Genomic DNA, 24,415 nt, shown 5'->3' with positions numbered 1-24,415 from the left:
AAATCGGTAATGCCGGCTGCTTATGCTTGCCGGTAAGCTGTAAACGCGCGATATTGTCGCATCAGACGGGAATCTCGATCCCGCAGCGCCTCTTTCGACCGACCCTGGTCCAACCTCGAGTCCCTCTGGAGACGTGAATGGCCTTTTGGAAGCAGTTTATACTGTCGCTCATCGTCATTATTGCCGGCTTTGCCGCGTGGGTTTTCTTTGTGCCCGGCGCCGGCGATACGATGCGCGATGCAGGGATTCCAGACAGCATCGTTTCCAAGATCGCGCCGAAGGCTGAGGAGACGGTGGATGCCGACGCTCCAGCCCGGGCGCAGGGGCAGCAACGCGGCGACGGACAAGGGCAGGGACAGAACCGCCGTAATGGCGGCGGGCGCAACAGCGCCATTCTCGTCGCGACGCAGGCAGTCGTCCAAGGTATCGTCAACGACCGGCTGAATGCCATCGGCACGGGTGACGCGATCCGTTCGGTCGCGGTCACGCCGCAGGCATCGGGCACAATCCGCGAAATCCTCATCAAGTCGGGCGACAGGGTGAAGGCCGGCCAGGTGCTCGCCAAGCTCGACAGCGAGGAGCAGGTGATCGCCCGCGGCCAGGCTGACGTGGCGGTTAAGGCCGCCGTCGAGAAGTCCAACCTTTATCACAACATCAAGTCCAGCGTGTCGCGCATGGACGTGTTCGATTCCGAGATCGCCGAGCAGGGCGCGCGGCTGCAGCTGCAGGCCGCCGAGCTCAATCTCGCCCGGCGCAACATCACCGCGCCGATCGACGGCATCGTCGGCATCGTGCCGGTCAATATCGGCGACAATGTTACGACGAGCATCCCGATCGTCACGCTCGACGACCGTTCGGAAATCCTCGTCGACTACTGGGTGCCGGAGCGCTTCGCCAATACTGTGTCGGTCGGCCAGCCGGTCGAGGCGATGTCGGTGGCAAGGCCAGGAAAGGTGTTTTCCGGCGTGGTCGAAGCCGTCGACAACCGCATCGACGCGGCAAGTCGCACGCTGCGCCTGCGCGCCAAGATCGACAACAGTTCCGACGAGCTGCGCGCCGGCATGTCCTTCAGCGTCAGCATGAAATTTGCCGGCGATAAATATCCGGCCGTCGACCCGGTCTCGGTGCAGTGGGATTCACAAGGGTCTTTCGTCTGGCAGGTCAACGACTACAAGTCGCACAAGGTGCGGGTCAGTATCGTGCAGCGCAACCCGGATTTCGTGCTGGTCAAAGCCGACATCAAGGACGGCGACGTGATCGTGACACAGGGACTGCAGCGCGTGCGCGAGGGCGGGGCAGTGCGTGTGAGCGCCGATGTCGCCGCGGCTGCGGAGGTCGCCACCCAATGAGCGTGACCGAGATTCATCAGGACAGGGCCTCGGGCAAGCAGAGCTTCACCGCGCTTTTCGTTCGCCGGCCGATTCTGGCGCTGGTGTTCAATACGCTGATGGTCGTCGCCGGCCTTGCGGCCTATGTCGGCGTTGAGGTGCGCGAACTGCCGGATGTCGACCGTCCCGTCGTTACCGTGCGCACCACCTTCGATGGCGCATCGCCGCAGACGATCGACCAGGAACTGACCAAGGTGATCGAGGGGGCGGTCGCGCGCGTCAGCGGCCTGAAATCGATTTCGTCGACCTCATCCTTCGGTCAGAGCCGGGTGACGCTGGAATTTTCGGATGCGATCGATCTCTCGGTCGCCGCCAACGACGTGCGCGACGCGATCGGCCGCATTACCCAGAACCTGCCCGACGAAGCGGATGCGCCGCAGATAGTCAAGGCGGATTCGGATTCCTCGGCGATCATGCGCCTTGCCGTCACCTCCACCAATCTCAACATGGACGACCTGACCCAGCTCGTCGAAAACGAGGTGATTGATCGCCTCGCCTCCGTCGACGGGGTTGCCGACGTCGAGGAATATGGCGACCAGGAGAAGGTCTTCCGCGTCGATGTCGACCAGGGCGCGCTTGCCAGCCGCGGGCTGACCATCGGCGACCTGACGAAGGCGCTCGACAATGCTGCACTCGACGTGCCGGCGGGCTCGCTGAAGAGCAATACGCAGGATATCGTGGTGCGCGCCACTGCCAACCTGCAGACGCCGGCGGATTTTTCTAACGTCATCCTGCAGGACCGCGTTCGGCTCGGCGACGTCGCGACAGTGATGCTCGGGCCACGCGACGGCGAAACGGCGCTACGCTCCAACGGCAAGCCGGGCATCGGTCTCGGCATCATCCGCCAGGCGCAGTCGAATACGCTGAACATCTCGACTGGCATCAAGGCGGCCGTCGACCAGCTGTCGAAGACACTGCCCGAGGGCACGACGATTGCCATCACCAGCGACGACGCCGTCTTCATCCAGGGCGCGATCCACGAGGTGGTACTGGCGCTGATACTCGCCGCCGTCATCGTCACCGCCGTCATCTACCTCTTCCTGCGCGATTGGCGGGCGACGTTGATCCCGGCCGTCAGCATGCCGGTGGCGCTGATCGGCACGCTGGCGGCGATCTACATGGTCGGCTTCTCGATCAACATTCTGACGCTGCTCGCGATTGTGCTGGCGACCGGCCTCGTCGTCGACGATGCGATCGTGGTGCTCGAAAATATCGTACGCCGGCGCTCCGAAGGCATGGGACCGCGCGCTGCTGCCGTGCTCGGAACGCGCGAGGTGTTCTTCGCCGTCATCGCCACGACGGCGACGCTGGCGGCGGTGTTCATTCCGCTCTCCTTCCTGCCGGGACAGGTCGGTGGCCTCTTCCGCGAATTCGGCTTCGTGCTCGCCTTCTCGGTCGGGCTGTCGTCGATCGTGGCGCTGACGCTGTGTCCGATGCTTGCCTCGCGCATGCTGACCAAGCCGATGCTCGAGGATCACGGCGTGCTCGGCCGCTTCGGCGGGGCGCTGGCCGATCTCTACAAATGGGCACTGCACGGCTGTCTCAACGCGCCCTTCGTGGTCATCCTGTTCTCGGTGATCTTTGCCGGCGCGGCGCTCATCGCCTTCTCGACGGTCAAGAGCGAGCTGACGCCCGAAGAGGACCGGTCGATGGTGATGATGCGGCTGACGACGCCGCAGGGATCGAGCCTCGAATATACCCGCGACAAGATGCAGCTCGTCGAGGAATATCTGCAGCCGCTGGTCGACCGCGGCGACATCCGCAACGTCTTCTCGATCTCCGGCCAGGGTGGTTCGCTGAACAGCGGCTTCATGGTGCTGACGCTCGCCCCCTGGGGAGAGCGTGACAGGACGCAGACGGAGATCGTCGGCGATATCAACCAGGCGGCCTCCAGGGTGCCGGCTTTGCGCGGCAATGCTATCTCATCGAACAGCCTTCGCATCCGCGGTGCCGGCAGTGGTCTGCAGATGGCGCTGATCGGCAATGATCACGAGGCGCTGACGGCGGCGGCCGCCAAGCTGGTTCAGGCGCTCGAGGCCACTGGCCAATATGATACGCCGCGCCTGACCAACGAGCCCAGCCAGGCGCAGGTGTCGGTGGCGATCGACCGCGAGCGCGCCTCGGATCTCGGCATCGATATAACCGGGCTTTCGACAGCAATCCAATCGCTGCTCGAAGGGCGCTCGGTGGTCGATGTCTTCGTCGACGGCGAATCCTATCCCGTGCTTCTGACCTCGACGACGCGGCCGATCGACGATCCGACCGATCTTGAGAACGTGTTCCTGAAAACCGGCGACGGCAAGATCGTGCCGATGTCGGTCATCGCCACGATGAAGGAAGGTTCGGTCGCGCCGCAGCTCAACCGCGAGCAGCAGCTCGCCTCCGTGGCGATCACCGCCGGACTCAGAAACGGCAAGTCGCTCGGCGATGCCGTCAAGCAGGTGACTGATCTCGCCGAGCCGCTGCTGCCGCCAGGCTCCCGCCTGCTGCCGCTTGCCGAGGCGGCGACGCTCGAAGAGAATTCGAGCGGCATGGCGCTGACCTTCGGCTTCGCCATCGTCATCATCTTCCTGGTGCTGGCCGCGCAGTTCGAAAGCGTGCTGTCTTCGCTGATCATCATGTCGACGGTGCCGCTTGGTCTTGCCTGCGCCGTCTTCGCACTTGTGATCACCGGCTCCAGCCTCAACATCTACAGCCAGATCGGCCTGGTGCTGCTGGTCGGCGTCATGGCGAAGAACGGTATCCTGATCGTCGAATTCGCCAATCAGCTGCGCGACCGGGGCGAGGATGTGCGGTCCTCGCTCGAGAAGGCCTGCGCGCTGCGCCTTCGTCCCGTGATGATGACGATGATCGCCACCATCCTCGGCGGCGTGCCGCTGGTTTTTGCCCACGGCGCCGGCGCCGAAGCGCGCGTAGCACTCGGCTGGGTGATCGTTGGAGGCCTCGGTTTCGCAACGCTGGTGACGCTGTTCATTACGCCGGTCGCCTATCTGCTGCTTGCCCGCTTCGCCAAGCCGCACGCCCACGAGGAGGCGCGCCTGCACGAAGAGATGTCGGTCGCCACACGGCCACGCGCCGCACCCGATGACGAGCAGCTGCAGGCCGCCGAATAAGCTTTTCATCCGATTTCGCAACGCCGCCGTACCTCGTCCGGCGGCGTTTCTTATGGTGTATGAAACCTTGAAAAATAAGATGGATTACTTCTGACGTTTAGTCGTTTGTTAAGCATAAACGGCAATGATTGTTGCCAGTAACCGACTGGTCTTCTTCGTTTCTTGAAGGCCGCAACGCGCTGGAACGCCAGCGACCCCGGACATGACAGTCCGTGCGGACGGTTCATTTCTTGTGCAGTTTGCGTCCTGTTGTGTTTTTGGAGTTTAGTTCTGTGAGTATTTACCAGCGCGTCTCGGTGGATGCGGCGCTTCATGTGCTGCGCGATATCAACCGTAATATGGCGGTCACGCAAAACCACATCACGACCGGTATGCGTGTGGCAAAAGCCAGCGACAATGCCGTCTATTGGTCGGTCGCCACCACTGCGCGAACCGACAACAAGGCGGTTTCGGCGATCCAGGATGCGCTTGGTATGGCGGCGGCGACGATGGGAACGGCCTATACCGGCGTCCAGAACGTCATCGATGTCGTCTCTGAGATCAAGGCCAAGCTGGTTGCCGCGACCGAAGACGGGGTCGACAAGGACAAGGTCAATGAAGAGATCAAGCAGTTGCAGGAGCAGTTGCGCAGCGTCTCCGAGGCGGCGACTTTCAATAGCGACAACTGGGTGGTTCTCAACAACGATGCGACACCGACGCAGCCGCGCCAGATTCCGGCCTCCTTCATCCGCAATGCCGACGGGACCATCTCGGTCGGCATGCTGAGCTATCATATCGACACGACGCCGAGCGGGAGCACGACCTCTAAGGACGCACGCTACCTGATCGATGATCGCGCCACCGGTTCGGGCGAATACGGCGTGCTGACATCGGCCTATTTCGCCACCGAGCTCGGCGCGTCGCAGGACTACGTGCTGATGCAGAGCAAAAACGGCACCACCACAGGGCAGGTAGTGATTTCGCTCTCGGCTAGCACGACGAAAGGACAGGTCGGCGAAATGATCAGCGTCGTCGATGCCGCGCTGTCGCAGCTGACGACGGTCGGTTCGGCCTTCGGCGCGTTGGAGAAACGCATCAACCTGCAGAACGACTTCGCCACGAAACTGCACGACAACAATGCCACCGGCATCGGCCGGCTTGTCGATGCCGACATGGAGGAGGAGTCGAGCAGGCTCAGGGCGCTGCAGACGCAGCAGCAACTCGGCCTGCAATCGCTGAACATCGCCAACGCAACCTACGATACGGTGCGGCAGTTGTTCCAAAATTTCTAAGTGTGCGATCCCACTCTCTGTCATTCCTGTGACGAGCACAGGAATGAGGGAGGAGAAGTGGACGGTCATCCGCTAAAACTGGTGATATCAGCGCAATCCCGCAACATGGCTGTGTTTCGGCGCCCGAATTTGCCCTATCAGGAGAACATCTTCATTTTCTTGCCGCAATCCTTGCCATTTGCTCGGATCAGTCGAACGGAGACCGTCCTGTCCATGATCAAAAAATTCGTACTTCTCGCTATTGCCGCAAGCTATCTCAGTGCCTGCACGACGACCGATCCCTATACCGGTGAACAGAAGGTTTCCAATACGGCGGGTGGTGCTGCGCTTGGCGCCCTCGGCGGCGCTCTCGTCGGCGTGGCCGTCGGTGGTGGCGGCCACGGCAAGCGCAATGCGGCGTTGATCGGCGCAGGCGTCGGGGCTCTCGCCGGCGGTGCGATCGGCAATTACATGGACCAGCAGGAATCCGAGCTTCGCGCCCAGCTCGAAGGCACCGGCATTTCGGTGACCCGCAACGGCGACAACATCATTCTTAACATGCCGTCGAACATCACCTTCGACGTCGATCAGGACGCGGTGAAGCCGGGCTTCTATCCGACGCTGAATTCGGTGGCGATCGTGTTGCGCAAGTTCAACCGCACGCTGATCGACGTCAACGGCCATACGGATTCGACCGGCAGCCTGCAGCACAATCAGGACCTGTCGCAGCGCCGCGCGCTTTCGGTTGCCGATTATCTCGGCGGTCAGGGCATCGACCAGCGCCGCGTCTCCGCCGTCGGTTTCGGCCCGTCCCAGCCCGTCGCCTCCAATGCGAGCGAGGCCGGCCGCGCGCAGAACCGCCGCGTCGAGATCCAGATCGCGCCGATCACGCAGGGCTGAACCGAATTTTCTGCCTTTGAAACGGCCGGGCTTAGCCCGGCCGTTTCTGTTAGTGCTGCATCGTGGCGCCCTTGGTGATCTTGTCGACGATCTTCTTTTCGGCGCGCAGCGCGATGCCGACCACCTTGGCGTCTTCAGGCGCAAATTCTGCGAAGACGGCGCGGTTGGCAGCGTCGTGGCCGGTCGCAAACATCTCCTCGATGAACAGCGAGCTGGTAATATCGCGCTCCAGCGCGCGGCGGTGAACTGCTGATATCGTCGCCTCGTCGGCGGAGAGCACGATGATCGGCTGGATCGATAGCGGATTGTAGAGATTGCCGGCGCGGTCCTTGTAGGCTTCGCCGATGATCTCGGGATGCCCGCCGGCGATGCCTGTCATCAGGAAGGCGGTGACGTTCAGCTTCTGCCAGCCGGCAAGATTGTTTCGCAGGACGACGGCAATTTTGGTATCAAACATCGTACGGTCTTTCACCTATCTACGGGTTATGGAGTATCGGGCGCGTTGAACCAGGACTTACATCCGCAGGTCTTCGAAGGTCTTGAACGTTTGTGCGCGGGACCATCCGGCAACGCCATCCTGGCTGCGCCGGCCTTTCCCGGCATCGAGCGCATCGAGGCGCAGTTCTCAGGCAATGCTTTCGAGCCGCATCGGCACGACACCTATGCACTCGGCGTGACTCTGAAGGGGGTACAGACCTTCCGCTATCGCGGCGTGCGGCGCTTCAGCCTGCCGGGGCAGGTGATCGTGCTGCATCCCGACGAAGAGCATGACGGCGGGGCGGGGACCGAGGATGGGCTGCACTACCGCATGCTCTATCTGGAGCCGTCGCTGCTTCTCGAATGCCTGGAGGCGGATGGCGTCGGCCTGCCTTTTGTCGATGAACCCGTTATCGGCGATCCTGCGCTGGCGGGCGTGCTGCTGGCAGCACTCGGCGAACTTGACCGCGAACTGGACGAGCTTTTCGTCGACGATTTCGTATCGCGGGTGACGGGCGGGCTGTCACGGCATGCGCGCATGCCGCGCCGGCCGCTGGGCCTCGTCGCGTGGCGGCAGGCGCGGGCAGCGCGGGATTATCTTGAGGCACATGCGACCCGGGCAGTGTGCTCGGGGGAGCTGGAAGCGGTGACGGGGCTCGACCGCTTTGCGCTGTCGCGGCATTTCCGGGCGGCCTTCGCCACCAGCCCGCATCGCTACCTATTGATGCGGCGGCTGCAGCGGGCGCGGGCGATGATCGGTGCGGGCGAGGGGATTTCCGATGTGGCGGCGGCGACCGGCTTTGCCGACCAGAGCCATCTCAACCGCCATTTCAAGAAGGCCTACGGCATGACGCCCGGCCAATGGGTAGCACTCACGCATAACCCCAAACAGGGCATTAGACGGGATTTTCCGCAAGGCCGGAACGGCGTGCGATGAAGCGGGCGAGCATCGGGCCGATCATCAGGATCACCAGGAAACGGCCGGTCTGCATCGCCATCACGAAGGGCACGTCGACATCGCTGGAGGCGGCGATGATGGCGACGGAATCGGCGCCGCCGGGGCTGGTGGCGAGATAGGCGGTCAGCGGATCTATGCCGGCGAAGACGTGAAGCGCCACGGCCATGCAGCCGCAGAGCGCCATCAGCAGCACGATGCAGGCCGATACCCTCGGCAGGGCGCGCGCCACGTGCTTGAGGATCGAGCGAGTGAACCGCAGGCCGATGCTCCAGCCGACCAGTGCATAGGCGATGGCGAGCAGCCACATCGGTAACTCAATTTTCACGAGGCCCATGCCCTGCAGCAAGGCGCCGAGAAAGAGCGGCACGATGATCGTGCCACCCTGGAGGCGCAGGCGCCAGACGCCATAGGCACAAAAGGCGGCAAAAGCCATCGTCGCCGCAAAGGCCGGCCAGTCGATCTCGGGAAAGAGGACAAGCGGCGGCGGCTCGGCGCCATCGGCTGCCACCCACAGGCGCGAGATCACCGAGGCGCCGACGGCGACGAAGACGACGCGCAGATACTGCATGAATGCGACGAGACGGGCATCGGCGCCATAGGCTTCCGACATGATGACCATGGCGGAGGCGCCGCCCGGCGAGGAGCCCCAGACCGCGGTCGTACCCGGCAGCACCTGCCAGCGCGTCAAAAGCCAGCCGAGGCCGGTGGCGATGGCGATGACCGAGAAGATGAACAGCAGAAAGAGCGGTGCGTCTTTCGCCATGGTGCCGAGAATGTCAGGGGTGATGGTGCGCGCCATCATCAGGCCGACCAGGACCTGGCCGAACTGCAGCGGCCAGAAGGGCACGCGAAGCTTTCCCTTGCCGACGGTCAACGCCAGTGCGATTGCCGCGACCATCGGTCCGATCAGCAGCGAGGCCGGCAGAGCAAAGAGTTCGAGGAAGACGACGAGAGCAGTCGAAAGTGCCAGCAGCAGCGCCCATTTCGCCAGGCCGGAATCCCGCAGCAGGCGGCTTACGTCGCAGAATGACATGATCCCCGTGTCTTTCCTGGCCGGCGCCAAGCCCTGAGGCTGAGGGCTCCGGCATGACGAAGAAATGCCGGCTACAAGAGCCGGCTGGCGCGGGTCCGGTATAGGCGGGGGCGAGGCGGGCGGTCAATTGCGAAATCTGGCTTCTCGGTGCCCTATAATGCGAAACTGATTCATGCGACCGCTTCAAGTCGTTGTTTTTATGCATGTCACCTTTACAAAGCCGCTGCACGGTTTTGGGCGGGGTGCCTCAGAAACGTACATGGCTGGCGAGAAAATCGAGCAGTGCGCGTACACGCGCCGGTAGCGGGCCGCCCTGGCCCATATAGACGGCGTAGAACTCCTCGAGATCGTCAGGATTGGCCTCTTCGAGCACCGGCACCAGGCGGCCGGCATCGATATCGGCGCGCACGGTGAAGGCGGCGAGCCGGGCAAGGCCGGCGCCTGACAAAGCGAGGTGACGCATGGCTTCGCCGTCTCCCACCTGCAGGCCCGGGGTGATCGGGATCATCACCGTTTCGCCACCTTCGCGCAGCGACCAGCCCTCGATGGCGCGGGCGTAAGAAAAGCCGATGCGGCAATGGCGGCGGAGATCGGCGATCGTGAGTGGTTTGCCATGACGCGAGAGATAATCCGGTGCTGCGACGATGATCTTGCCGGTGGCGCCAAGTTTGCGAGCGATCAGGCTGGAATTCTTCAAGGGGCCGGCGCGGATTGCGACGTCGGCACGCTCCTCCATCAAGTCGACTATCCTGTCGGTATGGGAAATATCCAGCGTCACGGCCGGATGAAGCGCCATGAAGGCCGGCACGAGCGGCGCCAGCACATGATTGCCGAAAGAGCCGCTGGTGTTGATGCGGATTCGGCCTGAAGCCTGTTCACCTGTCGAGGCCTGACGTTCAGCCTCGGCGATATCGGCAAGGATGGTGATGCTGCGCTCGTAGAAGGCACAGCCTTCCGGCGTCAGCTGCAGCTTTCGGGTAGAGCGGTTGACGAGGCGGACGCCGAGGCGGGTCTCCAGCCGGGCGACGAGCTTGCTGACAGCCGACGGCGTCATGCGCCGGGCCGTGGCGGCGGCGGAAAAACCGCAGCGCTCGACGACACTGACGAAGACTTCCATTTCGCCGGAGCGGTTGATGTCCTGACGGCTCATGATGAATTCAAGTCACAGATGATTTGCTTAGGGGCAATCTATATCATCGGGCGACCAAGGTCTATCTCATAGGAAATACAGGAGACAGATCCATGGACTACAGAAATCTCGGCGCCTCCGGCCTCAGAGTGCCGGTCTTGAGCTTCGGCGCCGGCACATTCGGCGGCAGCGGGCCGCTGTTCGGCGCCTGGGGCAATACCGATGCCGAGGAAGCGCGGCGGCTTGTCGATATCTGCCTCGAAGCCGGCGTCAATCTCTTCGACACGGCCGACGTCTATTCCGCCGGCGCTTCCGAGGAGGTGCTCGGCCAGGCGATCCGCGGCCGGCGAGACGCTGTGCTGATCTCGACGAAGACGGCGCTGCCAATGGGCGAGGGGCCGCAGGACTGGGGAACGTCGCGAGCACGGCTGATCCGCGCCACCGAGGATGCGCTGCGCCGGCTCGGGACCGACTATATCGACCTCCTGCAGCTTCATGCTTTCGATGCCTCGACGCCGGTCGAGGAGGTGCTGTCGACGCTCGACGGGCTCGTCGCCGCAGGCAAGATCCGCTATACCGGCGTTTCCAATTTTGCCGGCTGGGAACTGATGAAGTCGCTCGCCGCCGCTGAGCGCCACGGCTATCCGCGTTATGTCGCCCATCAGGTCTATTATTCGCTGGCGGGGCGCGATTACGAATGGGAGCTGATGCCGCTCGGCGCCGACCAAGGTGTGGGAGCCCTCGTCTGGAGCCCGCTTGCCTGGGGCCGGCTGACCGGCAAGATCCGCCGTGGCCAGGCGCTGCCCAAGGCAAGCCGGCTGCACGAGACGGCGCAATACGGCCCGCCCGTCGACGACGAGAAGCTGTTCGACATCGTCGAGGTGCTGGACGCCATCGCGGGTGAGACCGGCCGGACGATGCCGCAGATCGCCATCAACTGGCTGCTTAACCGGCCGACGGTATCGAGCGTCATCATCGGCGCCCGCAACGAGGAACAGCTTCGGCAGAATCTTGGTGCGGTCGGTTGGAGCCTGTCGAAGGAGCAGGTCGAAAGGCTCGACGCCGTCAGCACTGTCACGGCGCCCTATCCCTATTTTCCCTATCGCAGGCAGGAGGGTTTTGCGCGGCTCAATCCGCCGATTGTCTGAGGTGCGAGGGCGGCGGACTTGGCTATAGCAGCCTGCCTATAACAAAGTGGGAATGAAATCTTCTGCCAATCTTAACTGGACAGCCGCTTTGACTTGCCGCATACCCAGCCTGACCTGCGGAACACGATATGGTTTCTGCGGAATGGCAGGGAGATCAACGGGATGGCGCTGAAGGACGCGAAGGCGGGCACACGCAACGAGGCGGGAATTGCCGCGGTGCTCGGCATTCTCAAGCAGAGCTTCGGCGAGCGTTTCCAGACCGGCCAGTCCTTCCGCGAACAGCATGCCCATACGACCACTTATATCCCGCCGCAACTGCCAGACGGGGTGCTTTTCGCTGAGAGCGCCGAAGATGTGAAGGCGGCGGTCAGAGCCTGTGCGACCCACAAGGTGCCGGTGATCGGTTTCGGCGTCGGCACCTCGCTGGAGGGGCAGGTCAATGCCGCCAATGGCGGCATTTCGATTGACTTCAGCCGCATGGACCGGGTGCTTGAGGTCAACCCCGAAGATCTCGACTGCACCGTCGAACCGGGTGTGACACGCGAGGCGCTGAATATCCACCTGCGCGATACCGGCCTGTTCTTCCCGATCGATCCCGGCGCCAACGCCTCGATCGGCGGCATGGCCTCGACGCGGGCCTCCGGCACCAATGCCGTGCGCTACGGAACGATGAAGGACAATGTGCTTGCCGTCACCGCCGTCACCGCCAATGGCGAGGAGATCCGCACGGCCCGGCGCGCCCGTAAATCCTCGGCGGGCTACGATCTGACGCGGCTCTTCGTCGGCGCCGAGGGCACGCTCGGCATTCTGACCTCGGTGACGCTGCGCCTCCAGGCGATCCCCCAGAAGATTGCCGGAGGGGCCTGTGCCTTTCCGAGCATCAAGGCCGCCTGCGATGCCGTCATCATGACGATCCAGATGGGCATTCCGGTGGCGCGTATCGAGCTGCTCGACACGGTACAGATGCGGGCCTGCAACGCCTATTCAAAGCTCTCCTATGCCGAAAGCCCGACATTGTTCCTCGAATTCCACGGCACCGACGAGACGGTGCCGCTGCAATCGGCAGCCTTTGCCGAGATCGCCGCCGAATGCGGCGGCGGCGAGTTCCTGTGGACAGCCAATGCCGAGGAACGGACGAAGCTCTGGAAGGCACGCCACGACGCCTATTGGGCCGCAAGGGCGCTGGCGCCCGGGCTTGCCGCACTTTCGACCGATGTTTGTGTTCCGATATCGAGGCTCGCCGATTGTGTTTCCGAAACGCAGGCGGATATCGAGGAACACGGGCTGTTGGGGCCGATCGTCGGCCATGCCGGCGACGGGAACTTCCATGTGCTGCTGTTGTTCGACGACAAGAGCGCCGAAGACATCGCCATGGCCGAGAGCTTCGTACAACGGCTCAACCGGCGGGCGCTCGACCTGGACGGGACATGCACCGGTGAACACGGGATCGGGCAAGGCAAGATGGCGTTTCTGGAACAGGAGCTCGGCGGCGCGGTGGATCTGATGCGACAGGTGAAACAGGCGCTCGATCCGGACGATATCTTCAATCCCGGCAAGATTTTCCACCATGGCTGAAACGGAACATTCTCATGAAGTTGGGTCTTGCCCCCGGCATGATTAGCGCTAGAACAAGATGATGTTAGGCAGGCTCGCCCTGAAATCTGAATCCTGTTCTCAAATAAAGAGTTAGAGCATGATGTCGTCCGAAAACCGCTCACACTTTTCGGCATCATGCTCTAGTGTCTGCAACAGAATCCCGAATGGAGACGCTTTGCATTGGTAGGCCGGTTCCTCGTCTTTCTGGGGGGAGTGATCGTCGTAGTGCTGTTTGTGGCGCTGCTTGCGCCGCTGTTCATCGACTGGACGGACTTCCGCAAGAATTTTGAGGATCAGGCAAGCCGCATTATCGGCAAGAAAGTCACCGTCTACGGCACCGTGGATGCGCGCCTCTTGCCGTTTCCATCGGTGACGCTGCATGACGTGCGCGTCGGCCAGGAAGCAGACGGCACGCCGATCGTCAAGGTCGAGCAGTTCTCCATGGATGCGGAGCTCGCACCTTTCCTGTCGGGCGAAGCGCTGATCTTCGACATGCGTATCGTCAATCCGAAGGTGCGCTTGAGATTGCTCAAGGACGGCACGCTCGACTGGATGCGCGGCAGCCGCGCGGAAATACCGGCAAGGACCGTCGTCCTCGAAAACGTGCATGTCAGCGGCGGCGAGGTCGAATTCATCGACGATCAGTCGGGTCGCTCGCGTCGCATCACCGGCCTCAACGCGGAAATGTCGGCAAAGTCGCTGGCTGGTCCCTGGCGCATCGAGGGCGACGCTGCGCTCGACGGCGAGCACGGCGGCTTCTCGATCTCGAGCAGTCAGCCGGACGAGAACGGCGTGCTGCGCATGCGCACGAGGCTTTCGCCGGACAAGCACCCTGTCAGCGTCGATCTCGACGGCGAGCTGAAGCTCGTCGACAGCAAGCCGAACTATCAGGGCCAGCTTTCGGCCGCGATCGAAATCCGCAACAGCGCCAAGCCCGCCAACAAGAAAGAGCAGCCGCCGCGCGTCAAGGGCCGCTTCGAGCTCACCAATGAACGTATCCGCATCCCCGAATACCGGATGGAGATCGGCCCGACAGACGATCCCTACGTCATAACCGGCGAGGCGACGCTCGATACCGGCAATGCGCCGGAATTCCTGTTGACCGCCGACGGCCAGCAGATCGATGTCAACCGCATCGGCAATCAGGGCTCGGCCGGCAAGACGACACGGGATCCCGCTGTTTCGGCGCGCCAGCGGTTGAATTCGCTGATCGATATCGTCGCGCAGGTGCCGATCCCGCAGGTGCCGGGCAAGGCGAGCGTCAAGCTGCCGGCAATCGTCGCCGGCGATACGACGCTGCGCGACGTACAGCTGGAGCTCGAACCGGCCGGCACCGGCTGGCTGATCGACAGCGTCACCGGCACGCTGCCGGGACGCACGCAGGTAGAGGGCAAGGGCAAGCTCCTGCTTCAGGGCGAGCCTTCGTTCAACGGCCAGATCCTGGTGGCCTCCAGCCAGCCGACGGGGCTAGCCTCCTGGCTAGCCGGCTCGGTCGATCCGGCTATCCGGCAATTACGGCAGGCGGGCTTTTCCGCCAATGTCAGCCTGACGCATGAATTGCAGCGTTTCGAAAATCTCGAGATCGCCATCGGACCGGCGACGCTGAAGGGCCGGCTGGAGCGCCAGGCGATCTCCGGCCAGACGCCGACGCTATCGGTGGCGCTGAACGGCGATACGCTCGATCTTGACGCGCTACAGGCGCTGAGCGGGCTCATGACCGGCCAGGATGCCGGCGACAACGTGCTCGACCACAAGATCGCCGCCCAGCTCAAGGCCGACAAGTTCACCGCCTTCGGCGTCGACGCCGAGAATGTCGAGACCACCTTTACGATTGCCGATGGCGCGCTTGCCGTCGACCGGCTGTCGATCAAGAATATTGCAGGCGCAGAGCTGACGGCGACGGGCAGGGCGGAAGGTTCGCTGCTCGACTACAAGGGCGCGGGCGAGATCACCTTCAAATCGGCCGATCCCGGCGGCTTCTTCACCACGCTGCGCGAGCACCTGCCGCATCACCCGGTGCTTGACCGGCTGGTGCGCAATGCCGGCTGGTACGGCAATACGGCGCTTCGCGGCGCGCTGACGCTTGGCGGCGACGAGGGCAATGCGCTGACGGTGACGCTTGCCGGCGTGGCGAACGGCAGCCGCGTCAATCTCGACTACCGCATGTCCGACCTCCTGGCGCTGACCGGCAATGGCACGACGAGCCTCGAGGCGACGCTCGAAAACGCCGTGCCATCAGTCCTGTTCGGCCAGGCCGGGCTCGATCCGCTGCCGGTCGATGTCGGGGCCAATGGCCGCCTGACGCTGAAGGTGAAGGCATCGGGCAACGATCCCGCCGATGCGGCGCTGACCTTTGCGACCGACCGGACCTCGTTCATGGCCAACGGCAAGATCGATGTCCGGCCGGAGACCTTTATGAACGGCGAGATCGCCCTTTCGCTCGACAGCGCCGATATCGACCCCTATCTCATCATGAACGGCATCGCCCTGCCGCAGACCGGAACCGGGCTGCCGTTCGGTCTGCAGGTCAATGCCGCCATCGATAGCGACAAGATCGTCTTTTCGGATCTCAAGGGGCATGCGGCCGACAACGAATTTTCCGGTGCGCTGACCTTCGACCGGAAGGCTGCGAAGACGACCGCGAGTGGCGGGCTGACGCTCTCCAAGGCCGATGCCGGCTGGCTCGGCGAGGCGGTGTTCGGCCAGATCGTCGATCCCGCCAACGGTCAGCTGACGAAGGCGCCGCTGGGGCTGCCCGTCTTCAAGGATCTCGACGTCAACGTGAAACTGACGGCCAAGCAGTTCTGGCCGGGCCTTCCGGAAACGGCGGTGTCGGACTTCACCAGCAACGTTGCCTACAAGGGCGACGAGCTGCAGCTCAACGAAATGGCCGGCAATTGGGACGACGGAAAGCTCTCCGGCAACCTGCTTTTCACCAATGCCAACGGTACCGGTTTCCTGCAGACGAAGCTTGCGCTTGCCGATTCCGATCTTTCCGGCGTCGTCTGGCTGCGCGACGGAGCGCCGATCGCCAACGGCAAGTTCGGATTGTCGCTGTCGATGGAGGCTTCGGGCAAGACGATCGGCGAGATCGCCAGCTCGCTCAATGGTTCGGGCGAACTGAGGCTCGGCGATACCAGCATACGCGGGCTTAACCTTGCCGTCCTTCCGCCGCTGCTTGCCGCAACCGATACGATGCAGGAGCAGATCAATGCCGGCAAGGTGCATCCAATCATCGAGACGCTGCTCAGCAACGGCGAGGCGAAACTGCCGCCGCTCGGCATCCCCTTCAACATCGCCGACGGGACGCTGAGGGTGCAGAATGTCACCGTCGCCAACGATCTGGCCCGCATCACCGCCGATGCGCAAATCGCACTGCCGGAAGAGCGGATCAGCGCGACGCTGGGCGTCGGGTTCAATCCTGGCACGGAAGCGCTTTCCGGCGCCGAGCCGGCGCTCCGGCTGAATTTTTCCGGCATGCTGCCGTCGCCCGGCAAGACGATGGATGTAACCGATATCACCAGCTTTCTGTCGCTGCGCGCCTTCGAGCGCGAGCGCCGGCGTGTCGAGCGGCTGCAGGCGGTCGTGCTCGAAAAACAGCGGCTGCGCCGCGAGGTGGCGCTCTACCGGTTCAACGACGCTGAGCGCATCAAGGCAGCCGAGATCGAGCAGCAACGGCAGGCGGAGGAAGAGCGGCTGCGCGCGCTGGCGCAGAAAGCAGCCGCTGAGAAGGCTGCTGCCGAGGCGGAGGCCGCACGCGCGGCGGAAGCCAAAGCGAAGGCGGATGCGGATGCGCAGGCGAGGGCCGCCGCAGAGGCGGAAGCAGCACGGCGCAGCGGGCAAGCGCAGCCCGGTCCGCTCAATTTCGACCAGTTGCCGGGCGTTCAGGCGCAGTGAAAGTGCATAGAATTTGATTCATGCAAGACGCTTCAGGCCTTTGTTTTCATTGATGTCGTCCCAAATCGCTACGCGATTTTAAGCAACATGCATCAGGGCTGGTGGCTGGCGCCGGCCTTCAGCCAGGAAAGCACATGCAAGCGCAGCGCTGAGGACAGGTTGCTGTCCGGCGGGCGGTGGTCGTCGATTTCGGAGATCAGGGCGGCGAGCGGTATCGAACGGGCTGCGGCAATCGTCTTCAGCTCAGTCCAGAACTCATCCTCCAGCGAGAAACTGGTGCGATGGCCGTGCAATGTCGCCGAATGCTTGCGGATCATGGAGCGCCTTCACATTCCGATTGGAGCGCCTAGAGCGCCGCGCGTCCGCGAGCACGCGCTAAGGACGTTCTGTCAAAGCATGCGTGGGTCGGCAGATCGATTCAAGGAAACCGCGCAAGTGGCTGATCGCAGGTTCCATTCCGGCTCTTCGAGTTTTGCGTGAAACCGTCACGCGCCGTCGTCATCGGTCTCGATCCGGCCGTCGCGATGGGATTTGTCGGCCTTGTCGTTCAGGCTGCGGGTCAGTTGCTTTTCGGCCTTGGTGCGGCCGAAGGAGATGCGGTTCTGTTCGGCCTGCTTCTCCTGTTCGGAGCGAGCCTGCTTCTTGCGGAACTGGCGCAGATTGATGATTTCGGCGCTCATGCGGTTGCCTGGATTCCCTATGGAAAAGGGAGGCTTGGCCTCCCTTCAAATCACTGCTTCTTGCGGAAGGAGTCGAGCGAGACGACGGAGCCCGGTTTCTTCTCCTCGCCGTCGGCGGATTTTGCACCGGCGGCGTCATCGGGCTTTCCGGCCGCATCCACCGGATAGGCGGTGATTTCGCCGGACGGCAATTCCTCGCCATCGGCGAGTGGCACGTCGAACTCGAGCTCGAAGTTGACGGAGGGATCGTAGAAGCCGCGGATCGCATTGAATGGGATGACCAGCTTTTCCGGAACGTCCGAGAAGGAAAGACCGATCTCGAAATGCGTCTCGGTGATCTTCATGTCCCAGAACTGGTGCTGTATGACGATAGTCATCTGCTCGGGGTATTTCGACTTCAGGTGCTGGGAGATGCGCACACCGGTCGCGCCAGTGAGGAAGGTGATGAAGAAGTGATGATCACCGGGCAGGCGGCCCGTGGCTGCGACTTCCGCCAATACCTTGCGGATGACGCCGCGAAGTGCATCCTGTGCCAGAATGTCGTAGCGGATATGATCCTGCCCCATGCTTTTCCTGTCTTTCGTCGGTTCGGAGTCTTTTCACAAGGTTGTATGCCACGTCCGGGCGCCTTGGGAAAGACCGGAGCCGAGTCACGTTTTTAAGCAGCATACATGATTTCGGCGGCAGGGAGAAGGTGAAGGCTTCTGTTGCCAGGTGCCTTCGGACCCCGCCTAGAGGTGCGAACCACTAGGACTTTATTTGAAGTGTCACACCGCGATTAAGCAGCGAGACGAGCTTCCGCATAGTTGTCGTTTGCAACTACAATTTTAGCCCGATAACGGCGGTACAATGCCGAGCAAAAAGACGATCTTTACACCCTTGTCGATCCTGTTTCGCCCCCATCAAAAGCCGGCCTTTAAGACCGCCGGTTTTTGGTGGAGGCGCCGGGTACCGCCCCCGGGTCCAATAGGTTTATTACACCGCTCATTTATCGCCATAGCCGGCCCGAAAGCCGGCAGAGTTGATATAGGGGTTTCCTCTGCACAAGGAAAGGGCAAACGTCATAAAAGCGTTATGCGCCCCATCAGAAACATTGGGAAAATACCCGGCGGTGATTGGTTTCCCGGTTCCGAAGGCTTAAATTGGCCGAAACGGAATCAGCGCGACATGAAGCAATATCTCGATCTCTTGAATCATGTGATGGAAAAGGGCTCCGACCGGGGCGACCGCACCGGCACCGGCACGCGCTCGGTCTTCGGCTACCAGATGCGCTTCGACCTCGAAGAGGGCTTCCCCGTCCTCACCACGAAGAAGCTGCATCTGCGCTCGATCATTCACGAGCTTCTCTGGTTTCTGAAGGGCGAGACGAATATCCGATATCTCAAGGAAAACGGCGTTTCGATCTGGGACGAATGGGCCGACGAAAACGGCGATCTCGGGCCGGTCTACGGCGCCCAGTGGCGCTCCTGGCCAGCGCCGGATGGCGGCCATATCGACCAGATCGCCAATCTCGTTAAAGGCATCGTCAACAATCCGAATTCGCGTCGCCACATCGTTTCGGCCTGGAATCCGGCCGAAGTGGACGAAATGGCGCTGCCGCCCTGCCATTGCCTGTTCCAGTTCTATGTGGCTGACGGCAAGCTTTCCTGCCAGCTCTACCAGCGGTCGGCCGATATCTTCCTCGGCGTGCCGTTCAACATCGCCTCCTATGCGCTGCTGACGATGATGGTGGCTCAGGTGACCGGGCTGAAGCCCGGCGATTTCGTTCACACGCTCGGCGACGCTCATCTCTATCACAACCATTTCGACCAGGCGAAGCTGCAACTGGCGCGCCGGCCGAAGCCGCTGCCGTTCATGCGCATCAAGCCTGATGTGAAGGACATTTTCGGCTTCACCTTCGACGATTTCGAGCTGATCGGCTACGAGGCCGATGCCAGCATCAAGGCGCCGATCGCCGTCTGATCCGGGACATTCCATGGCCGACATCCGCAGGACCATTATCGCCGCCGTTGCCCGCAACGGCATTATCGGCCGTGACGGCGACATGCCGTGGCGGCTTTCGAGCGATCTCAAGCGCTTCAAGGCGCTGACATTGGGAAAGCCTGTGGTGATGGGCCGCAAGACCTACGACTCGATCGGCAAGCCACTGCCGGGACGGCCGAACGTCGTCATTTCGCGGCAGGCAGCGATAGATCATCCTGATGTCTCCATGACGCATTCGCTGTCCGAGGCGATAACGGCGGCCGAAAGGCTGGCGCTCGAAACCGGCGTCGACGAGATCTGCATTCTGGGCGGCGGGCAGGTCTATGCCCAGGCGATCGGTCTTGCCGACCGGATGTGCATCACGCATGTCGAGGCCGATCTCGACGGAGACGCGTCGTTTCCCGTGATTGATCCCGATATCTGGCAGGCAGGGGAGGCGATCGCGGTTCCGGCCGGCGAGAAGGACAGCTATCCCACGCGCTTCGTCGTCTACGAACGCCGACGCGCCTGAAAATGAACTATTTTCCAATTAAATTGACCAAGTTTCTCACGTTGCGTTGAAAGCCGGTGCGGCGATACTTATAACGGTCACCAACGCATCGGCCGGTCAGCCCCCACGGTTTCGCATGCGTGGAGACTTAACGAACAACGAGGTTTTGATGCCCTGGAGCAATCAGAATGGCGGCGGCGGCCCTTGGGGCGGCGGCGGCGGTAATAATCAGGGACCATGGGGACAGGGGCCGAACCGGCCGCGCGGTGGCGGCGGCAAGGGCGGACCGCCTGATCTGGAAGATATCATCCGGCGCGGTCAGGACCAGCTGCGCAACATCATTCCCGGCGGATTCAACGGCGGCGTGGCGGTGATCGTCGTGGCGATCGTCGCCGTCTTCTGGCTGATCCAATGCATCTACGTCGTGCAGCCGGACGAACGCGGCGTCGAACTGCGGTTCGGCAAGCCGAAGGAAGAGATTTCCATGCCGGGCCTGCATTTCCATCTGTGGCCGATGGAAACGGTGGAGACGGTCAAGGTGACCGTGCAGCAGCTGAACATCGGGGCGACTTCGGCATCGTCTTCGAACGGCCTGATGCTGTCCAGCGACAAGAGCGTCATCAACGTGCAGTTCGCGGTCTTCTACACCGTCAGCGATCCCAAGGCCTATCTCTTCAACGTCGAAAATCCGGCAGAGACGCTGCAGCAGGTTTCCGACAGTGCCATGCGTGAAATCGTCGGCCGGCGTCCGGCGCAGGACGCCTTCCGCAGCAATCGCCAGCCGATCGAAGTGGATGTGCTCAATATCCTGCAGGATACGATGAACCGCTATGGCGCAGGCGTGACCGTGACCGGCGTGACGATCCAGAACGTGGCACCGCCGCGGGAAGTCGCCGATGCCTTCGAAGAAGTGCAGCGTGCCGGCCGTGACCGCGACAGCACGATTGAAGAGGCCAATCGCTACACGAACCAGAAGCTTGGTCAGGCGCGAGGCGATGCGGCCAGAATCCGTGAAGATGCAGCCGCCTACACGGACCGTGTGGTGAAGGAGGCCGAAGGTGAAGCGCAGCGCTTCACGGCGATCAACGACGAATATTCCAAGGCGCCCGACGTGACCCGCAAGCGGTTGTACCTCGAAACGATGGAGCAGGTGCTGAAGAACTCCCGGAAGGTCATCATCGACGAGAAGCAGGGTGTCCTGCCCTACCTGCCGCTCAATGAGCTCGGCAAGCCGGCGCAGCAGGGAGGTTGAGTCATGACATCGAACAGACTTCCCATCATTCTTCTCATCCTCGCCATCGTTTTGGTCGGGCTCTATTCGTCCATCTTCGTGGTGAATGCACGTGAGCAGGCCATCGTCGTCCGTTTCGGCCAGATCCAGTCGGTCAAAACCGAGCCGGGCATTTATTTCAAGCTGCCCTTCGGCTTCATGGATGCCGACCGCGTTCAGCTGGTCGAAAAGCAGGCGCTGAGGCTCGATCTCGACAATATTCGCGTTCAGGTCCAGGACGGTCAGACCTTCGACGTCGATGCCTTCGTGATCTACAACATCTCGGATGTCCGCCGCTTCCGCGAAACGGTATCGGGCGATCGCGAAGCCGCGGAAGCGCGGTTGAGGGCCCAGCTCGATTCATCGCTTCGTCGCGTCTACGGTCTGCGTGACTACAATGCTGCGCTCTCGGAAGAGCGTGTCGCGATGATGCTGGAGATTCGCGACGACCTGCGCACAGATGCCGAAAATCTCGGCCTGCATATAGACGATGTTCGTATCCGCCGCACCGACCTTTCGCCGGAGGTTGCGCCCAACACCTATAATGCCATGCGGTCGGAACGTCTCGCCGAGGCGGAGCGTATCCGTGCGGAGGGTAATGAGGAAGGCCAGCGGCGCCGGGCCGTCGCCGACCGTCAGGTCGTCGAGTTCACCGCAGGCGCCCAGCGCGATGCGGAAATCCTTCGAGGCCGGGGCGATGCGGAACGCAACCGCGTCTTCGCCGAAGTCTTCAGCAAGGATCCAGCCTTCTTCGAGTTCTATCGCTCGATGGCGGCCTATTCCTCCGCTCTCTCGTCACAGGACACGACGCTGGTGCTGTCGCCGAATTCGGAATTCTTCCGCTATTTCGACAATGCCGCCGGCACCCTGCAGTCGGCAAATCCGGCCGCACCGGTTCCGGCAGTTCCCGCCGCACCGGCCCAGCCGGCGAACTGACAGCGGGGAAACGACCCCGACAATCTGGAAGGGCCGGCCCGAGCGCCGGCCCTTTTTTCTGGAATGATTGTGACGATCCGGCTTTTGCGAGGCCACGTCACATTGCACGGGGATTTCGCGAAAAGGTGATTTCGCCCTCCATCATTCCGCCTTATGCTGGTGCTCAATGTGCGCATGTACCCCTTATGAGGAAGCTTAATGGCCCCCACGATTCGCTCGCCCTTCAGACGAACGCTCGCGCTTATGGCCAGCGCTGCAATTCTTGCGCATGCCGGCATGAACGGGGTCGTATATGCCCAAACCGCGCCTGAGACGACAGCGCCCGGGCTTGCCGCCCCCGCTCCGGCTACTCCAGAAATGGCTGCCCCTGCACCCACACCGCCGGCCCCGGCTGCACCGGAAACGGCTGCTCCTACGTCTACCGCACCGCAGCAGACCGCTCCGATCCAGGTCGCCGTTCCCAATAACGGCCCGGCTTCCGTCGCCGATCTCGCCGAAGGGCTGCTCGACGCCGTGGTCAACATCTCGACCTCGCAGAATGTGAAGGACGATGAGGGTGCAGGCCCGGCGCCGCGCGCGCCTGACGGCTCGCCTTTCCAGGAGTTCTTCAACGATTTCTTCAACAAGCAGCAGGGCAACAAGGGCGGCAACCACAATGTCAGCTCGCTCGGCTCCGGCTTCGTCATCGATCCGGCCGGCTATATCGTCACCAACAACCACGTGATCGAGGGCGCCGACGATATCGAGATCAATTTCGCCAATGGTTCGAAGCTCAAGGCGAAGCTGATCGGCACCGATACGAAGACCGATCTTTCGGTGCTGAAGGTCGAGCCGAAGACGCCGCTGAAATCGGTGAAATTCGGCGATTCCAGCACGATGCGCATCGGCGACTGGGTGATGGCGATCGGCAATCCGTTCGGCTTCGGCGGTTCGGTGACGGTGGGTATCATTTCCGGGCGTGGCCGCAACATCAATGCCGGTCCCTACGACAACTTCATCCAGACGGATGCGGCGATCAACAAGGGCAATTCCGGCGGCCCGCTGTTCAATATGAAGGGTGAAGTGATCGGCATCAACACGGCGATCATTTCGCCGAGCGGCGGCTCGATCGGTATCGGCTTCTCTGTGCCGTCGGAGCTTGCTTCCGGCGTCGTCGACCAGCTGCGCGAATATGGCGAGACGCGGCGCGGCTGGCTCGGCGTGCGCATCCAGCCGGTGACCGACGATATCGCCGACAGCCTCGGGCTCGACACTGCAAAGGGCGCGCTGGTCGCCGGTGTCATCAAGGGCGGCCCCGTCGATGACGGCTCGATCAAGGCGGGCGACGTCATTTTGAAATTCGACGGCAAGACCGTCAGCGAAATGCGCGACCTGCCGCGCGTCGTGGCGGAAAGCACGGTCGGCAAGGAAGTCGACGTCGTGGTGCTGCGCGACGGCAAGGAGCAGACCGTCAAGGTGAAGCTCGGCCGGCTCGAGGACAGCGATCAGGCGGCAGCATCCGACGATGCGGCGCCCGACGGTTCGCAGAGCGACGGCGGCGTGATCACCCCGGACCCCGGCGAGAACAACGACATGGACCAGCCGGATTCAGGCGATCAGGCTAAGCCTGCACCTGATTCACCCGACCAGCATAAAGGCCAGGTGTCGCCGGATGCGGCCACGCCGAAGAACGTGCTCGGGCTGTCGCTGTCGCTGTTGAGCGCCGAGACGCGCAAGGCCTTTGGCATCGCCGAGAGCGTTGACGGCGTCGTCGTCACAGAGGTGACGCCCGGCTCCGCCTCGGCCGAAAAGGGGCTGAAGCCCGGCGACGTGATCGTCGAGGTTGCGCAGGAGTTTATGAAGTCGCCGGATGCTGTCGCCGCCAAGGTGCAGGCGCTGAAACAGGAGGGCCGCCGCAACGCTCAGCTGATGGTCGCATCGGCGAATGGCGATCTGCGGTTCGTGGCGGTGCCGATGGAATAGGGGAGCTAGGCGGTAGTGAATTTGCCGCCGTGGTCTCCAACTCTCCCTCATTCCCGTGCTTGTCACAGGAATCCAGTGCGCCCAAAGTCCTTGGGCTAAGAAGACTCTACCCTCTTGGCGTAAATCATTCACCGCGCAGACGCGCGGTGGCTGGATTCCTGTGACGAGCACAGGAATGGGGGCGGAGAGGGTGTGCCGGGCGGCC

Annotated in this window: 19 protein-coding genes and 1 other RNA gene; 13 read left to right on the top strand and 7 right to left on the bottom strand. The window is 62.5% G+C overall.

What is annotated here, in order from left to right; translation table 11 throughout:
- Window positions 1-137: 137 nt before the first annotated feature.
- The 4 genes from AC25BC_RS14230 (at window position 138) to AC25BC_RS14215 (ending at window position 6,651) form a co-directional block, all read left to right on the top strand.
- Window positions 138-1,349 (top strand): efflux RND transporter periplasmic adaptor subunit, encoded by a 1,212-nt coding sequence (locus AC25BC_RS14230; RefSeq protein WP_012758251.1) that lies wholly within the window; start codon window positions 138-140, stop codon window positions 1,347-1,349.
- Window positions 1,346-4,501 (top strand): efflux RND transporter permease subunit, encoded by a 3,156-nt coding sequence (locus tag AC25BC_RS14225; protein ID WP_012758250.1) that lies wholly within the window; start codon window positions 1,346-1,348, stop codon window positions 4,499-4,501. The genes AC25BC_RS14230 and AC25BC_RS14225 overlap by 4 nt, the downstream gene beginning before the upstream one ends.
- Window positions 4,502-4,773: 272 nt before the next feature.
- Window positions 4,774-5,772 (top strand): flagellin N-terminal helical domain-containing protein, encoded by a 999-nt coding sequence (locus tag AC25BC_RS14220; protein ID WP_012758249.1) that lies wholly within the window; start codon window positions 4,774-4,776, stop codon window positions 5,770-5,772.
- 213 nt (window positions 5,773-5,985) lie between these two features.
- Window positions 5,986-6,651, top strand: a complete 666-nt coding sequence (locus tag AC25BC_RS14215) for a YiaD family glycine zipper/OmpA-like lipoprotein (RefSeq protein WP_012758248.1) — start codon at window positions 5,986-5,988, stop codon at window positions 6,649-6,651.
- Window positions 6,652-6,700: 49 nt separating this feature from the next.
- Here the strand turns inward: AC25BC_RS14215 and AC25BC_RS14210 are convergent, their stop codons facing one another.
- Window positions 6,701-7,108, bottom strand: coding sequence for a DUF2000 family protein (locus tag AC25BC_RS14210; protein WP_012758247.1), 408 nt, complete (start codon window positions 7,106-7,108; stop codon window positions 6,701-6,703).
- A gap of 45 nt (window positions 7,109-7,153) precedes the next feature.
- Here AC25BC_RS14210 and AC25BC_RS14205 point away from each other — a divergent pair, with 45 nt between their 5' ends.
- Window positions 7,154-8,065, top strand: coding sequence for an AraC family transcriptional regulator (locus AC25BC_RS14205; RefSeq protein ID WP_012758246.1), 912 nt, complete (start codon window positions 7,154-7,156; stop codon window positions 8,063-8,065).
- Here the strand turns inward: AC25BC_RS14205 and AC25BC_RS14200 are convergent.
- Window positions 8,025-9,119: an AbrB family transcriptional regulator gene (locus AC25BC_RS14200; RefSeq protein ID WP_012758245.1), complete on the bottom strand. Its 1,095-nt coding sequence runs from the start codon at window positions 9,117-9,119 to the stop codon at window positions 8,025-8,027. The genes AC25BC_RS14205 and AC25BC_RS14200 overlap by 41 nt on opposite strands.
- Before the next feature lie 247 nt (window positions 9,120-9,366).
- Window positions 9,367-10,269 carry a LysR family transcriptional regulator gene (locus tag AC25BC_RS14195; RefSeq protein ID WP_012758244.1) on the bottom strand — a complete coding sequence of 301 codons (903 nt, stop codon included), beginning with the start codon at window positions 10,267-10,269 and terminating at the stop codon, window positions 9,367-9,369.
- A 92-nt stretch (window positions 10,270-10,361) separates the two neighbouring features.
- Here AC25BC_RS14195 and AC25BC_RS14190 point away from each other — a divergent pair, with 92 nt between their 5' ends.
- The 3 genes from AC25BC_RS14190 (at window position 10,362) to AC25BC_RS14180 (ending at window position 16,889) form a co-directional block, all read left to right on the top strand.
- A complete protein-coding gene (locus AC25BC_RS14190) occupies window positions 10,362-11,396 on the top strand; it encodes an aldo/keto reductase (RefSeq protein WP_012758243.1) in 1,035 nt (344 codons plus the stop codon).
- A 162-nt stretch (window positions 11,397-11,558) separates the two neighbouring features.
- Window positions 11,559-12,971: an FAD-binding oxidoreductase gene (locus tag AC25BC_RS14185; protein WP_012758242.1), complete on the top strand. Its 1,413-nt coding sequence runs from the start codon at window positions 11,559-11,561 to the stop codon at window positions 12,969-12,971.
- A 201-nt stretch (window positions 12,972-13,172) separates the two neighbouring features.
- Entirely contained in the window at window positions 13,173-16,889 is a 3,717-nt protein-coding gene (locus tag AC25BC_RS14180; protein ID WP_128438177.1) for an AsmA family protein, read from the top strand.
- 92 nt (window positions 16,890-16,981) lie between these two features.
- On the opposite strand, the gene AC25BC_RS14175 is transcribed toward AC25BC_RS14180, so the two are convergent.
- The 4 genes from AC25BC_RS14175 to ssrA all read right to left on the bottom strand — a co-directional run bounded on the left by AC25BC_RS14175 (window position 16,982) and on the right by ssrA (window position 18,625).
- Window positions 16,982-17,206 carry a ribbon-helix-helix domain-containing protein gene (locus tag AC25BC_RS14175; RefSeq protein WP_017994693.1) on the bottom strand — a complete coding sequence of 75 codons (225 nt, stop codon included), beginning with the start codon at window positions 17,204-17,206 and terminating at the stop codon, window positions 16,982-16,984.
- A gap of 168 nt (window positions 17,207-17,374) precedes the next feature.
- On the bottom strand, window positions 17,375-17,569 hold the full coding sequence (locus tag AC25BC_RS14170) for a DUF4169 family protein (RefSeq protein ID WP_017994692.1): 195 nt from the start codon (window positions 17,567-17,569) through the stop codon (window positions 17,375-17,377).
- Window positions 17,570-17,619: 50 nt separating this feature from the next.
- Window positions 17,620-18,135, bottom strand: a complete 516-nt coding sequence (locus AC25BC_RS14165; protein WP_128438176.1) for an SspB family protein — start codon at window positions 18,133-18,135, stop codon at window positions 17,620-17,622.
- Between the two features lie 127 nt (window positions 18,136-18,262).
- Window positions 18,263-18,625, bottom strand: a transfer-messenger RNA (tmRNA) gene (gene ssrA / locus AC25BC_RS14160).
- 111 nt (window positions 18,626-18,736) lie between these two features.
- On the opposite strand from ssrA, the gene AC25BC_RS14155 reads away from it, so the two are divergent.
- From AC25BC_RS14155 to AC25BC_RS14135, 5 genes are all read left to right on the top strand, one after another.
- Complete coding sequence (locus tag AC25BC_RS14155; protein WP_012758237.1) at window positions 18,737-19,531, top strand: thymidylate synthase; 795 nt, start codon at window positions 18,737-18,739, stop codon at window positions 19,529-19,531.
- Window positions 19,532-19,544: 13 nt separating this feature from the next.
- Window positions 19,545-20,063 (top strand): dihydrofolate reductase, encoded by a 519-nt coding sequence (locus tag AC25BC_RS14150; RefSeq protein WP_128406244.1) that lies wholly within the window; start codon window positions 19,545-19,547, stop codon window positions 20,061-20,063.
- Between the two features lie 148 nt (window positions 20,064-20,211).
- Complete coding sequence (gene hflK, locus AC25BC_RS14145) at window positions 20,212-21,294, top strand: FtsH protease activity modulator HflK (protein ID WP_012758235.1); 1,083 nt, start codon at window positions 20,212-20,214, stop codon at window positions 21,292-21,294.
- A 3-nt stretch (window positions 21,295-21,297) separates the two neighbouring features.
- Window positions 21,298-22,248, top strand: coding sequence for a protease modulator HflC (hflC, locus tag AC25BC_RS14140; protein WP_113545193.1), 951 nt, complete (start codon window positions 21,298-21,300; stop codon window positions 22,246-22,248).
- A gap of 198 nt (window positions 22,249-22,446) precedes the next feature.
- Window positions 22,447-24,210 carry a Do family serine endopeptidase gene (locus AC25BC_RS14135; protein ID WP_128438175.1) on the top strand — a complete coding sequence of 588 codons (1,764 nt, stop codon included), beginning with the start codon at window positions 22,447-22,449 and terminating at the stop codon, window positions 24,208-24,210.
- The last annotated feature ends 205 nt before the right edge of the window (window positions 24,211-24,415 follow it).

Source organism: Rhizobium sp. WSM409, assembly GCF_057653825.1.
Note: the sequence above shows the minus strand (reverse complement) of the source record. Positions and strands in the feature narration are given on the sequence as shown.